This is a genomic window from Blastococcus sp. OS1-29 (assembly GCF_057628075.1).
The window spans coordinates 648,299-661,763 of record NZ_JBXXJK010000002.1; the positions used below are offsets into that span (position 1 = coordinate 648,299).

At 71.9% G+C, this 13,465-nt stretch carries 15 protein-coding genes; 10 read left to right on the forward strand and 5 right to left on the reverse strand.

Going from position 1 to position 13,465, the window contains the following annotated elements; genetic code table 11:
- Positions 1-9 precede the first annotated feature (9 nt).
- Positions 10-612, reverse strand: coding sequence for a TetR/AcrR family transcriptional regulator (locus AC2H4J_RS07710; protein WP_487464267.1), 603 nt, complete (start codon positions 610-612; stop codon positions 10-12).
- Entirely contained in the window at positions 609-1,949 is a 1,341-nt protein-coding gene (gene paaK, locus AC2H4J_RS07715; protein WP_487464268.1) for a phenylacetate--CoA ligase PaaK, read from the reverse strand. The genes AC2H4J_RS07710 and paaK overlap by 4 nt, the downstream gene beginning before the upstream one ends.
- Positions 1,950-2,149: 200 nt before the next feature.
- Between paaK and paaA the strand changes: the two genes are divergently transcribed.
- The 5 genes from paaA to paaE all read left to right on the forward strand — a co-directional run bounded on the left by paaA (position 2,150) and on the right by paaE (position 6,076).
- Positions 2,150-3,106 carry a 1,2-phenylacetyl-CoA epoxidase subunit PaaA gene (gene paaA / locus AC2H4J_RS07720; protein WP_487464269.1) on the forward strand — a complete coding sequence of 319 codons (957 nt, stop codon included), beginning with the start codon at positions 2,150-2,152 and terminating at the stop codon, positions 3,104-3,106.
- Positions 3,103-3,471 (forward strand): 1,2-phenylacetyl-CoA epoxidase subunit PaaB, encoded by a 369-nt coding sequence (gene paaB / locus AC2H4J_RS07725; RefSeq protein WP_487464270.1) that lies wholly within the window; start codon positions 3,103-3,105, stop codon positions 3,469-3,471. Before paaA ends, paaB begins: the two co-directional genes overlap by 4 nt.
- Before the next feature lie 105 nt (positions 3,472-3,576).
- The gene (paaC, locus tag AC2H4J_RS07730; RefSeq protein WP_487464271.1) at positions 3,577-4,485 is read left to right on the forward strand and encodes a 1,2-phenylacetyl-CoA epoxidase subunit PaaC; all 909 of its coding nucleotides are present in this window, start codon (positions 3,577-3,579) and stop codon (positions 4,483-4,485) included.
- Positions 4,482-5,000 (forward strand): 1,2-phenylacetyl-CoA epoxidase subunit PaaD, encoded by a 519-nt coding sequence (gene paaD, locus AC2H4J_RS07735; protein ID WP_487464272.1) that lies wholly within the window; start codon positions 4,482-4,484, stop codon positions 4,998-5,000. The genes paaC and paaD overlap by 4 nt, the downstream gene beginning before the upstream one ends.
- A complete protein-coding gene (gene paaE / locus AC2H4J_RS07740) occupies positions 5,000-6,076 on the forward strand; it encodes a 1,2-phenylacetyl-CoA epoxidase subunit PaaE (RefSeq protein WP_487464273.1) in 1,077 nt (358 codons plus the stop codon). The genes paaD and paaE overlap by 1 nt, the downstream gene beginning before the upstream one ends.
- Before the next feature lie 33 nt (positions 6,077-6,109).
- Here paaE and AC2H4J_RS07745 read toward each other — a convergent pair whose 3' ends face one another.
- Entirely contained in the window at positions 6,110-7,999 is a 1,890-nt protein-coding gene (locus AC2H4J_RS07745) for an MFS transporter (protein ID WP_487464274.1), read from the reverse strand.
- Positions 8,000-8,278: 279 nt separating this feature from the next.
- Between AC2H4J_RS07745 and AC2H4J_RS07750 the strand changes: the two genes are divergently transcribed.
- Entirely contained in the window at positions 8,279-8,710 is a 432-nt protein-coding gene (locus AC2H4J_RS07750; RefSeq protein ID WP_487464275.1) for a universal stress protein, read from the forward strand.
- A gap of 4 nt (positions 8,711-8,714) precedes the next feature.
- On the opposite strand, the gene AC2H4J_RS07755 is transcribed toward AC2H4J_RS07750, so the two are convergent.
- Complete coding sequence (locus AC2H4J_RS07755; protein ID WP_487464276.1) at positions 8,715-8,849, reverse strand: hypothetical protein; 135 nt, start codon at positions 8,847-8,849, stop codon at positions 8,715-8,717.
- 112 nt (positions 8,850-8,961) lie between these two features.
- The gene (locus AC2H4J_RS07760) at positions 8,962-9,384 is read right to left on the reverse strand and encodes a MarR family winged helix-turn-helix transcriptional regulator (protein ID WP_487464277.1); all 423 of its coding nucleotides are present in this window, start codon (positions 9,382-9,384) and stop codon (positions 8,962-8,964) included.
- Between the two features lie 269 nt (positions 9,385-9,653).
- Here AC2H4J_RS07760 and AC2H4J_RS07765 point away from each other — a divergent pair, with 269 nt between their 5' ends.
- The 4 genes from AC2H4J_RS07765 to AC2H4J_RS07780 all read left to right on the forward strand — a co-directional run bounded on the left by AC2H4J_RS07765 (position 9,654) and on the right by AC2H4J_RS07780 (position 13,460).
- Positions 9,654-10,658 (forward strand): SDR family oxidoreductase, encoded by a 1,005-nt coding sequence (locus tag AC2H4J_RS07765; protein WP_487464278.1) that lies wholly within the window; start codon positions 9,654-9,656, stop codon positions 10,656-10,658.
- A 206-nt stretch (positions 10,659-10,864) separates the two neighbouring features.
- Positions 10,865-11,683, forward strand: coding sequence for a DUF6544 family protein (locus tag AC2H4J_RS07770; protein ID WP_487464279.1), 819 nt, complete (start codon positions 10,865-10,867; stop codon positions 11,681-11,683).
- 5 nt (positions 11,684-11,688) lie between these two features.
- Positions 11,689-12,351 (forward strand): SRPBCC family protein, encoded by a 663-nt coding sequence (locus AC2H4J_RS07775; RefSeq protein ID WP_487464280.1) that lies wholly within the window; start codon positions 11,689-11,691, stop codon positions 12,349-12,351.
- A gap of 107 nt (positions 12,352-12,458) precedes the next feature.
- A complete protein-coding gene (locus AC2H4J_RS07780; RefSeq protein WP_487464281.1) occupies positions 12,459-13,460 on the forward strand; it encodes an NAD(P)H-dependent glycerol-3-phosphate dehydrogenase in 1,002 nt (333 codons plus the stop codon).
- Positions 13,461-13,465 lie beyond the last annotated feature (5 nt).

Genomic DNA, 13,465 nt, shown 5'->3' on the forward strand with positions numbered 1-13,465 from the left:
CCTCGGTGGTCAGGTGCGGAGGCCGGAGAAGGTGATCGTGACGACGGCGTCCGCGAGGTCCTCGGGCGAGAGGTCACCGCCGGGGCGGTACCACTCGGTGAGCGAGTTGACGGTGCCGAACAGCAGCCGGCTGATGACCGCGGGGTCGACGTCGCTGCGCACGTCCCCCTCGTGCTCGGCCGCGCGCACGAGCCCGGCGACCACCCGGTCGAACTCGCGGCGCCGGTGCAGCGCCGTCCGCTCGATCTCGGTGTTGCCACGCAACCGGAGCAGCAGCGTGACGAACGGCAGCTCGGCGGTCAGCACCCGCACGGACCCGCGGACGACGTACTCGAGCCGGCCGATCGCGGGGCCGGTGGTGGCCCCGGTCTCCTCGGTGACGGCGAACAGCGCGTCCAGCGCGCGGTCCAGCGCCAGCCGCAGCAGCTCGACCTTGCTCGGCACGTGGTGGTAGACCGCCGACTTGGTGACGCCGAGCCGACCGGCGACCTCGTCGACGCTGGTGGCCTCGTAGCCGCGCTCGTTGAACAGCGCGACGGCCGCGTCGAGCAGGGTGTCCAGGGAGTGCCCGGGGCGGCCCCGTCGGGCCGGGACCCGTTCGTCCACGCTCACCCGTGCGTCCGGTGGTCGGCCAGCCGCTGCAGCTTGCCCACCGAGCGCGGGAGCGTGTCGGGGTCGACGACGAGCACCTCGATGCTCGTGCCCACGACGTCCTTCACGGCCTTCTGCACCTCGGCGGCCGCGGGGTTCCGCCGGTCGGCAGCACACTCGGGGCGCGCCTCGATGCGGCAGATCAAGTGGTCCATGCGGCCGCGGGTGGTCAGCTCGAGGGCGAAGTGCGGCGACAGCCCCGGCGTCCGCAGCACGATCTCCTCGATCTGGGTCGGGAACAGGTTCACCCCACGCAGGATGATCATGTCGTCGGTGCGGCCGGTGACCTTCTCCATCCGCCGCATGCCCGGTCGAGCGGTGCCCGGCAGGAGCCGGGTGAGGTCGCGGGTGCGGTACCGGATGACCGGCATGGCCTCCTTGGACAGGGACGTGAAGACCAGCTCCCCCTTCTCCCCCTCGGGCAGCACCTCGCCGGTGAGCGGGTCGAGGATCTCCGGGTAGAAGTGGTCCTCCCAGATGTGCAGGCCGTCCTTGGTCTCCACGCACTCCTGCGCGACGCCCGGGCCCATGACCTCGGACAGGCCGTAGATGTCGACGGCCTCGATGTCGAGGCGCTCCTCCATCTCCTGCCGCATCTGCTCGGTCCAGGGCTCGGCGCCGAAGATGCCGATCTCCAGGGAGCTCGACCGCGGATCGAGACCCTGCTTCTCGAACTCGTCGATGACGGTGAGCATGTAGGACGGCGTCACCATGATCACGCGGGGTCGGAAGTCGTTGATGAGCTGGACCTGGCGCGGGGTCATGCCGCCGGAGACGGGGATGACGGTGCAGCCGAGCTTCTCCGCGCCGTAGTGCGCGCCGAGCCCACCGGTGAACAACCCGTAGCCGTACGCGTTGTGCAGCTTGTCCCCCGCCCGCCCGCCGGCCGCGCGGATCGAACGGGCCATCGCGGTGGCCCAGGTGTCGATGTCGCGCTCGGTGTAGCCCACCACCGTCGGCCGGCCGGTGGTGCCGCTCGACGCGTGCACACGGCGCACCTGCTCCTGCGGGACGGCGAACATCCCGAACGGGTAGTTGTCGCGCAGGTCGGACTTGCTGGTGGTGGGGAACTTCGCCAGGTCGGACAGCTCACGGCAGTCGTCGGGATGCACGCCGGCGGCGTCGAAGGCGCCCCGGTAGTGCGGCACGTTCTCGTAGGCGTGCCGGAGCGTCCACTGCAGGCGCTCGAGCTGGACGGCGCGCAGCTCGTCGATGCCCATCCGCTCGGCGGGGTCCAGCAACTCGGGGGCGGGCGCTGTGCCCAACCTGCGGGTCTGCTGGCTCGTCGATGCGGTCATCCGGGGCCCCTCCATGGGTGCGCGACGTCGTGCCCGGGCATCAATTACAGACCGGGTGGTCAGTAATCAACTCCTTCCACCAGGCCCGTGTCAAGACGTCCGGCGGAACGTTTCCCGCCAGCACTTGTGTCGATGGCGCACCTCGTGCAGACTAATTACCGACCACTCGGTCAGTAATGTTCCGACCTCGAGGTGAGTGCATGACTTCCACCCTGGACCGCGTCGACGAGGCGGAGCTGCAGGCGCAGTTCGACGCCACAATCGCCGCCGAGCACCGGATCGAACCCCGCGACTGGATGCCCGAGGGCTACCGCAAGACGCTGGTGCGCCAGATCGCGCAGCACGCGCACTCCGAGATCATCGGCATGCAGCCCGAGGGCGACTGGCTGCTGGCCGCGCCGAGCCTCCGGCGCAAGGCGATCCTGCTCGCCAAGGTGCAGGACGAGGCCGGGCACGGCATGTACCTGTACTCGGCGGCCGAGACGCTCGGCGCCGACCGGGCCGACCTCACCGACAAGCTCATCGAGGGCCGGCAGAAGTACAGCTCGATCTTCAACTACCCGACGCTCACCTACGCCGACGTCGGGGTCATCGGCTGGCTGGTCGACGGTGCGGCGATCTGCAACCAGGTGCCGCTGTGCCGCTCCTCCTACGGGCCGTACGCGAGAGCGATGATCCGCGTCTGCAAAGAGGAGTCCTTCCACCAGCGCCAGGGCTACGAGCTGCTCCTGACGATGATGCGCGGCACCGACGCGCAGCGGGCGATGGTGCAGGACGCCGTCGACCGCTGGTGGTGGCCGTCGCTGATGATGTTCGGCCCGCCCGACGACGACAGCCCGAACTCGGCGCAGTCGATGGCGTGGGGCATCAAGCGGCACAGCAACGACGAGCTGCGCCAGCGCTATGTCGACATGTCGGTGCCGCAGGCCGAGGTCCTCGGCGTGACGCTGCCCGATCCGGAGCTCTCCCTCGACCCGGAGACCGGCCACTACCGGTTCGGGGCGATCGACTGGGACGAGTTCAAGCGCGTCGTCAGCGGCAACGGGCCGGCGAACGCCGAGCGGATCCGGCGCCGCCGGGCCGCACGCGACGACAACGCCTGGGTCATCGAGGCCGCGACCGCGTACGCCCGCAAGCACGAGGGAGCCGCCGCATGAGCACCGACGTCACCGCCGAGGGCGGCCACGGCGCGATTCCCACCGGGCCGGAGGTGCCGGTCGAGCCGAAGCAGTCGATCAGCCGCCGGGACTGGCCGCTCTACGAGGTCTTCGTGCGGGGCAAGCGCGGCATCAACCACGTGCACGTGGGCTCGCTGCACGCCCCGGACGACGAGATGGCCGTGCACGCAGCCCGCGACCTGTACACGCGGCGCAACGAGGGCGTGAGCATCTGGGTGGTCAAGGCCGCCGACATCACCGCCTCCAGCCCGGACGAGAAGAACCCGATGTTCGCGCCCAGCGGCGACAAGGTCTACCGCCACCCGACCTTCTACGAGATCCCCGACAACGTCCCCCACATGTGAAGGACCCACCTCCTCCCCACCACCGCTCGGAAAGGACCCCCGTGCCCCCCACCGCTCGCAGGCTCGCGCCGGGCCCCTGCACGGGGGCCTCCTCAAGGAGTCCCCATGCATGAAGAAACCGTGTACGACGCGCTCGACCACGCCGACAGCGGCGAGGGGCACTGGGCGTTCGGCACCGGCTTCGACGAGCCGCTGGCCGGCGTCGACACCACCGTGCCCGACGGCGTCGACCCGGCCGACCTCGGCGAGTACTGCCTCATGCTGGGCGACGACGCACTCGTCCTCGCCCAGCGGCTGACGCAGTGGATCACCTCGGCCCCCGAGCTCGAGGAGGAGGTGGCGATCGGCAACATCGCCCTCGACCTCCTGGGCCAGGCCCGGCTCTTGCTGGCCCGGGCGGGCTCGGTCGGCGTCCTGGGCCGCTCCCGGACACAGGCCACCGAGTCGATCCCCGACGAGGACGCACTGGCCTACTTCCGGGACCCCGACGAGTTCCGCAGCACCGCCCTCGTGGCCGCGCCCAACGGCGACTTCGCGCAGACGGTGGTCCGGCTGCTCGCGGCCTCGACCGTCCGGCTCGCCGTGTTCGCGCGGCTGCGGGACTCGCGGGACCCGGTGCTGGCCGCGATCGCCGCGAAGGGCGTCAACGAGCTGACCTACCACCGCGACCACGCCGGTCGCTGGGTGCTGCGCCTGGGCGACGGCACGGAGGAGTCGCACCGCCGGGCGCAGGCCGGCGCCGACGCGGTGTGGCCCCTGCTCGACGACGTCTTCTCCCCCACCGAGCTCGAGCTCCGGCTCACCGCGGCCGGGGTGGCCGTCGACCCGTCGTCCGTCCGCGGCGAGGTGCATGACGTCCTCACCCAGGTGCTGGAGCGCGCGACCCTGACCGTGCCGGCCTGGCCGGCCGACGCGCCTCCCCGCGGCCGCCTCGGGGAGCACGGCCCCGAGCTCGCCGAGCTCCTCGGGCCGCTGCAGAGCCTCGCCCGCGAGCACCCGGCGGCGACGTGGTGAGCGCCGGAACGGCGGAACGGACGACGACGGACCCGTGGCAGGTGGCCGCGACGGTCACCGACCCGGAGCTGCCGCTGCTCACCCTCGCCGACCTCGGCGTGCTGCGCGACGTCCGGGTCGAGGAGGGCACCGTGGTCGTCGAGATCACCCCGACCTACACCGGCTGCCCGGCGATGGGCGTCATGCGCGCAGACCTCGTGCACGCGCTGCACCGCGCCGGCTTCGGCGACGTCGACGTGCGCACCGTCCTCTCCCCCGCCTGGTCCACCGACTGGATCAGCGCCGAGGGGCGCCGGAAGCTCGCCGCCGGCGGCATCGCCCCGCCCGGCGATGCCCCGGTCCGCTCGAGCGGACCCGTGCCACTGAGCCTCGGCCCGACCCGGCGGACGGCGGCCTGCCCGGTGTGCGGGTCGTCCGACACCGAGGAGATCTCCGAGTTCGGCGCGACCGCGTGCAAGGCGCTCCGCCGCTGCCGGAGCTGCCGCGAGCCCTTCGAGCACATGAAGGAGATCTGATGAGCGCCCCCGCCCGGCGCCGACCGCAGTTCCACCCGTTGACGGTGGCGCGCGTCGAGCAACTGACCGACGACGCCGTCGCGGTCACCTTCGACATCCCCGACGACCTGGCCGGGGACTACGACTTCAAACCGGGCCAGGCGCTCACCCTGCGCCGCGTGGAGGACGGTCGCGACGAGCGCCGGTCCTACTCGATCTGCGCACCCGTGGGCGCCCAGCCGCGGGTCGGCGTCCGCGAGGTGCCCGGCGGCTTCTTCTCCTCCTACCTCGTGCACCAGGTGCGGCCGGGCGACACCATCGAGGTGCTGCCGCCGTCGGGCACGTTCACGGCCGACCTCGACGTGCCGGGCGACCACGTCTTCGTCGCGGCGGGCTCCGGCATCACGCCCGTGCTGTCGCTGGCCGGCACGGTGCTGCGGGACGGGAAGTCGACGGTCACCGTCTTCTACGGCAACCGTCGCACCAACACGGTGATGTTCGCCGACGAGCTCGCCGACCTGAAGGACCGGTACGGCACGCGGCTGCAGCTGGTGCACGTGCTCTCCCGCGAACCGCGCGACGCCGATCTCACCAGCGGACGCCTGGACGGCGCCCGCCTGCGCACCCTGGTCGACAACCTGGTCGACGCCGAGCGGGTGGACCACTGGTGGCTCTGCGGTCCGCACGGGATGGTCGATGACGCCCGCGCCCTGCTCGCCGAGCTCGGGGTGCCGACGGAGAAGGTGCACCAGGAGCTCTTCTACGTCGACGACGTGCCGCCGGAGCCGGTGCGCGGGGACGAGGAGACCGTCGTCGGACCCAGCAGCCAGGTGACGATCGTCCTGGACGGCCGGTCCACGACGATGGCCCTCCCCCAGGGCGTCCCCGTGCTCGACTCCGCACAGAAGGTGCGCGGCGATCTGCCGTTCGCCTGCAAGGGCGGCGTCTGCGGCACCTGCCGGGCACGCGTCACCGACGGCGAGGTCACGATGCGCCGCAACTACGCGCTCGAGCCTGCCGAGGTCGACGCCGGCTACGTGCTCACCTGCCAGACCCTGCCGGTGTCCGAGGCGGTCACGGTCGACTTCGACGCCTGAGCGGCGCGACGTCCCGGTCGGTCACCGCGCCGCTCAGCCACCCGGGACGGCGGCGTCGGTGGGATGCGCGGCGAAGAGCCGGTCCTCGTCGAGGGCCGAGGTCTGCACGACGAGGACGTCGCAGACGGCGTTCTTCACAACGTCACCGGGCACGGATCCCAGGAGCTGGCCGTCCTTGGCCCCGAGGCCGCGGTTGCCCACGACGATGAGGTTCGCCGGGTTCCGGCCGACCGTTTCGAGCAGCGCCTGCGCCGCGTCGCCGCGGACCAGCCGCTGGTCGATGTATCGCACCCGCTCCCTGGTGAGGCCGGCGACCGACTTGTTCAGGGCCTTGGTGGCCGCCTGGAGACCGTGCAGATCGTGATGCACCCGATCGCCCGGGCTCGGCGCGGCGCCGCCGTCGTCCTGGTAGGCGGTGACGACGACGAGCCGCGCCTGGGCGGCCTCGGCGAGCTCCGCCGCCCGGTCGACCGCGTACAGGCTGGTGGGCGTTCCGTCGGACCCGACCACGACGCGGTCGTACACCGTGATGCTGCGCTTGGTTCCGAGCGGCATGATCGGCGACTCGTCCGCCTCGTCGGGCGGGTTCACCCACAGCATCGCGACGGCACCGATCCCCATGAGCACGCCGGCGAGGGTGATTGCGTTGCTGCCCTTGCTGTCGAGCAGGTGCGTGAAGATCCAGCCGAACGTGACCGTCTCGATCAGCATCGGCACGACGATCATCATGTTGAGGATGCCCATGTAGACCCCGGTGCGCTTCGCCGGGACCATGCTGGCGACCATCAGGTACGGCACGCCGACGGCGCTGGCCCAGAAGATGCCGAGCCCGATCATCGGCACCAGCGCCAGGTACTGGTTGTGGATGTGTGCCAGCCAGATCAGCGCCCCAGCCGCCAGGCCGAGGGCGATGGCGTGCACCCGCTTGGCGCCGATCCGGACGGCGAGACCGACGAGGAACAGCGCGGAGATCATCGTGATGAAGTTGTATGCGCCGTTCTCCAGCCCGCTCCAGGCGATCGCGTCGTTCCAGGCGCGCCCTCCCCGTTCGGGCGTGGCGTTGAACACCGTCTCCCCGAGGCTGACCGCCAGGAACTGCCAGTAGATGAACATCGCGTACCACTGGAAGAGGAAGACCAGGCCGATCTTGTGCATGGCGACCGGCATGGCGCGGACGGCCTCGCGGATGTCGTTGATCGCGTGGTGGAGCCCGCGGGGCGCGTTGCGGATCTCCTCGAGTTCCTCGTCCGACGGGGCGATCTCCTTCGTCCGCGCCATCGCGGTCAGCACCGTCAGCAGGATGCAGAAGGTGCCGATCATGAAGCAGACGTACATCCAGTAGGGCACGCCGTTGCCGGCGGTCTTGTCCAGCGCCCCGACCTTCTGCAGGAAGAACAGCGACAGGTTGGCGAGCACCGCACCGGCCCCGGTGAACATGCTCTGGGTCAGGAAGCCGCGGGCCAGCTGCGACTTGGGGAGGCGGTCGGAGATGAAGGCCCGGTAGGGCTCCATGGAGGTGTTGTTGCCGGCGTCGAGGAGCCAGAAGCAGATCACGGCCAGCCACAGGACGCCGACGAACGGGAACACGAACAGGATGACGGAGCAGAGGAGCGCGCCCGCGGTCACGAAGGGGCGACGACGACCCCACCGGGGACTCCAGGTCCGGTCGCTGATCGCACCGATCAACGGCTGGATGAGCAGTCCGGTGATCGGGCCGGCGAGGTTGAGGATCGGCAGCTGATCGGGTTTCGCCCCGATCAGCAGGAACAGCGGGTTCACCGCCGACTGGGTGAGGCCGAAGCTGAACTGAACCCCGAAGAACCCCAGGTTCATCATCAGGATCGCGCTGGTCGACATGATCGGCCGTCGCTCGACCTGCCCGTCACTCGCCGTGGAGACCGTCTCGGATGCGGTGGTGGTCATCACGACCCCTTTGCCGACGCTGGCTAGGTCCGACCTGCGTCGCGGACGCTAGACCTGGCGCGTGCGGCCCGCCAATCGGAACAGGGACGGCCCTTCGACCGCGGCTTGTCCCTGGGAAACGGCAGGGCCGGGCCGCCGGGCCGGGTGGCGGACCGGAACGTCCCCGGGCGCTTCCGGGTGCGGATCCGGCGTCCGGCGCGGGAGGATGCACGCCATCCGCCCGGCTCACGGTGCGTCCCAGCAGAGCCGGGTGCGTCGACACTCGTAAGGGAGACGACGGTGAGCGAATGGAAGACGATCGTGGTCGGCGTCGACGGCTCACCGGCCAGTCGGGTCGCGTTGACCTGGGCGGCGGCCGAGGCGGCCGAGCACGGGGCGGATCTGGTCGTGGTGAACGCGTGGGAGCACACGCTGATGCCGCCCATGGGCAGCGTCAGCGTGTCGGAGAAGTTCGTCCCGGACCCCAGCCAGCGCACCGCCGACGACCTCGTCCGGGTGATCAAGGAGGAACTCGGCGACGAGCCGAAGGTACTGGTCCAGCCCCGAGTGAGGCAGGGGCCGCCCGCGAAGGTCCTCATAGAGGAGTCGGCGGAAGCCGACCTGCTCGTCGTGGGCACCCGCGGGCACGGCGGCTTCGCCGGGCTGGTGCTCGGCTCGGTCAGCCAGCACGTCTCCGCCTACGCCCAATGCGCGGTGGCCGTCGTCCGTTGACGGCTCATTGCTTCCCTGAACGCGGGCCGGACGGGAAGCAGCGGCGCACGAGCAGCGCGACGTAGTCGTCGGCACGGCCCGGGACGACGGCGTCGCGCAGCCCGGTGCTCAGCGCCTCGACGGGCAGCCCGCCGAGCACCCAGTCGAGCCGGGCGAGGACGTGCGCGGATTGGGCCCCCTGGCCGGGGACGACGCGGTCTTCGCAGTGCCGAGGGTGAGCCGGCCGGGTGGTGCTGAGTCCCCGGGGGGCTTCAGGCGTGCGCCACCTGGGCCAGGTCGGCCAGCGCGTGGATCACGCCGTCCTGGCGCTCGGCCGGCAGGCGGTCGAGGCATTGCCTGAGCAACTCGACCCGTCGCTCGTCGTACCGTCGCAGCAGCTCGATGCCGCCGTCGGTGAGCGTCAGGCTGATCTCGCGGCGGTTGGTGGCCGACGGCGCCCGGTGCACCCGGTCGGCCGCGACGAGCCGGTCGACGAGCCGGCTGGAGGTGGACACCGTCACCCCCATCTCGGCGGCCAGTTGCGCCAGGTTGGCCTCCCCGAGCTGGCGCAGGGCCGTGAGGGCCCGCAGCTGCACCGGGGACAGGCCGCCGATCTCGTCGGCCGCGCGTACGGACGCGTCCATCGCCATGCGCGCGAGAGCCAGCAGGACGTGTTCCGCCGACGTAGTCGTCACTCGTTCTCCACGGCTTCAGCCTGCCATGTCCGCCCGCTCCCGCCCGACCTGCACGGCGGTCGGTCGGCTCCTACTCTTGCCATACGGCAAGTGTTTTCCGCGCGACCGCAACCGACCCGCCAGGCGAGGACGACCGGCCCGACCATCTCAGCGGCAGCCACAGGGGGCGCGGAGGCGGAACGACGCGCCGACCGATGTGCAGCAGTCGTCGACCTGCGGGTATGGCATCACCCGCCCGTCGTCCGACGGGGAGAGAAGGAGAGGACCCGGTGAAACCTCAGACAGTCGTGGTCACGGGCGCCAGCGCTGGTATCGGCCGCGCCGTCGCCGTCGCCTTCGGAGCCCGAGGCGCCACCGTGGGCCTGATCGCCCGCGGCCAGGACGGCCTGGACGGGGCCGCCCGGGACGTCGAGAAGCGGGGCGGCACCGCCGTCCTGCTCCCCACCGACGTCTCCGACCCCGCCCAGGTCTTCGCCGCCGTGGAGAAGATGGAGTCGGAGGTATCGCCGATCGACGTGTGGGTGAACGTGGCCTTCACCTCGGTGTTCTCCCCCTTCGACAAGATCACGCCGGAAGAGTACCGCCGGGTCACCGAGGTGACGTATCTCGGCTACGTCTACGCCACCCAGGCGGTGCTGCCGCGGATGAAGGCCCGCGACCGCGGCACGATCGTGCACGTCGGGTCGGCGCTGGCCTACCGCGGCATCCCGCTGCAGACGGCGTACTGCGGCGCCAAGCACGCGATCCAGGGCTTTCACGAGGCGCTGCGCTGCGAGTTGCTGCACGAGAAGAGCAACGTGCACGTGACGATGGTGCAGATGCCGGCGGTGAACACCCCCCAGTTCTCGTGGGTGCGCTCCAAGCTGCCCCGCCACCCGCAGCCGGTTCCGCCCATCTACCAGCCGGAGACCGTCGCCCGGAACGTCCTCTACGCCGCCGACCACCCCCGCCGCCGGGAGTACTGGGTCGGCTCGACGACGATGGCCACGCTGACTGCCAACGCCGTCGCGCCGGGTCTGCTCGACCGCTACCTCGGCAAGACCGGCTTCGACTCCCAGCAGACCGATCAGCCGCACGACCCGAACGCGCCGGACAACCTGTTCTCCCCCGCGGACAGCCCCCGGGGACACGACTTCGGGGCGCACGGCGAGTTCGACGCGAAGTCGCGCACCTGGGATCCCCAGCTCTGGGCGTCCCGCAACCACGGGCCACTCGCCGCCGGCGCCGGGGCGGTGCTCGCCGGGCTGCTCACCTGGCGGCGCAGCCGGACGTGAACCACGGGCCCATGACCGACGACGACGGGGGCGTGCGGGTGTCGGCGGCACCGGACTGATCCTTTCCACGACCTGCGCCCCGTGCACTCGATGCGGGACCGGAGGTCCTGCCCACCCGGGACCGTCGGTCCTGCCCGCCGGGGGCCGTGCCGAACAGGCTGGTCCGCGACCGCCCGCCACGATCCCGCCCGACCGCCGGAGTCCCCATGTCCGTCTCCCTGTCCGACCGTGCTGCGATCGGCACCCGGCCGCCCGGGGCCTTCCGCCGGCGGCTGGCCGCGGCCGGACTCCCCGCCCGGCCGGCGCCGATGCCACCGGTGACCGAGGACGACCTCGTTCCCCTGCCGCCGGTCGCCGCGCGCTATCTGCGGGCGATGGGCGTCGTCGGCCAGCCACGGACGTGGTCGCTGCGCGCGCACTTCACCGGCCGGTTCCGGCGAGGGCCGCATCAGCCGTGGCTGCCTCTGGACGCCTGGCAGTACAACTCCGGCCTGGAGGTCGCCCGGCTGTTCCGGATGCGGCTGACCGTGGCCCGCGTGCTGCCGATGTGGGGCTGGGACAGCTACCGCGACGGCCGCGGCCGCATGCTGGGCAAGGCGCTGGGTCTGGTGACCGTCGCCGACGGCTCCGGCCCGGAATTCGACGTCAGCGAGCTGACCACCTGGCTCGACGACGCGGTCTCCCTTGCCCCCGGCATGCTGCTGCACCCCCGCACCACCTGGGCGGCCGCAGGTGACGACAGCTTCCGCGTGTCGGTGACCGACGCCGGCAGCACCGTCAGCGCGGAGGTGTTCCTGGACGAGGACGGGCGACCGCGGGACTTCCGCACCACCGACCGCTGGGCCGACCTGCCCGGCGGGCCGGTGCGGGCCCCCTGGACGACTCCCGTGGCCGGCTGGACCGTCACCGACGGGCGCCCGCGACCCACCGGTGGGGCCGCCATCTGGCATCTGCCCGACGGGGCGTTCCGCTACGGCGAGATGACGCTGCGCGGTCTCGATCTCGACGTCCCGCCGGGACGGTGAGGACCGTGCTCCGTCCTCTCGCGCTCTGCCTCGGAGCGGCAGCGCTCGGCATGCAGGTCCTCCACGCCCGCCGCAACTGGGGTGCCACCGCCGAGGAGGCCTCGGCATCGCTGCCCGGGGACGACCTCGTTGCCGACCCGGCCGAGAACACGACGCTGGCCGTGACCGTCGCCGCCCCGGCGCAGGAGGTGTGGTCCTGGCTGGTCCAGATCGGCCAGGACCGCGGTGGCATGTACAGCTACGACTGGCTGGAGAACCTCGTCGGACTGCGGATCCACAGCGCCGAGGTGATCCGGGAACAGTGGCAGCACCTCGCCGACGGCGACCGCGTCGTCGTCGTCCCCGAGGGCTACGGGCCGATGCCCGCCGGATACGCCTTCCGGGTGGCCCGGGTCGACCCGCCGCGCGCGCTGGTGCTGCGGCAGGCACCGCCGGAACACCCGTGGAACGGTGTGTGGTCCTTCCACGTCCGGCCGGACGGCGAGGGCCGGTGCCGGCTGCTCTCGCGCTCGCGCACCGAGGTCGCCGCCCGACCAGGCCTGCGCATCGCCACTCGGGTGGGCGAGCCGGTGACACTGGTGATGACCCGCCGCATGCTGCACGGCATCAAGGAACGCGCCGAACGGGGGCGTGCCGCCCCCGGCGCGGCTGAGCCCGGGCACTCCTGAGTCGTCGCAGCCACACCCGGCGGCCGCGACGACTGGCCGAGTCGGCCGCCGGCGGCCATCCTGTCCCGGCTGGGCGGTCATGACGTCGGCCCGCAGAAGGGACGACGATGAGGGTCACCGTGCTCGGAGCGGGTTCCTGGGGGACGACGGTCGCCTCACTGCTGTGCCGCCGCGACCACGAGGTGCTGCTGTGGGCGCGCAACCCGGAGGTGGCCGCCGAGGTCAACGACCAGCACACCAACGCGGACTACCTGCCCGACGCCGAGCTGCCCCGGCCACTGCGCGCCACGGCCGACCTGGAGGAGGCAGCCCGCCACGCCGAGCTGCTGGTGGTCGGGGTGCCGACCGGCGCCTTCCGCGACACGCTGCAGAACGCCCGCCCCTACCTCTCCCCCTGGATCCCGGTGATCAGCCTGAGCAAGGGGCTCGAGCGCGACACCCACCTGCGCATGACCGAGGTGGTGAAGCAGGTGCTCCCGGGCCGGCCCGCCGCCACGCTCACCGGCCCCAACCTGGCGAAGGAGATCATGGCCGGCCAGGCAGCGGCCAGCGTGATCGCCACCGACGACCTCTCGGTGGCCACGGCCCTGCAGCGGGTGATCCGCCGGGGCATGTTCCGCGTCTACACCCACCACGACGTGATCGGTTGCGAGATCGGCGGCGCCCTGAAGAACGTCGTCGCGATCGCGACCGGCATGGCCGAGGGGCTCAAGGTCGGCGACAACACCCGGGCGGCCGTCATGTCCCGCGGGCTGGCCGAGCTCACCACCCTGGCCGTCGCGATGGGCGGCGAGGCGCCGACGCTGGCGGGCCTCGCCGGCATGGGCGACCTGATGGCCACCTGCATGAGCCCGCACAGCCGCAACCGGCACGTCGGCGAGCAGCTCGGCCTGGGCCGGTCGCTCGACGAGGTGCTCGGCGAGATGCGCATGGTCGCCGAAGGCGTGAAGACCGTCTCGACCGTCGTCGAGCTCGCCGACGAGCACGACGTGCCGATGCCGATCGCGCGGACCATCCACGACGTGGTCAGCGGCAAGCTGAAGGCCGCGGACGCCTACCGCGGACTGCTGCGCGCGGTCCCCGCCCGCCACGAATCCGACCCGGGCTGACCGGC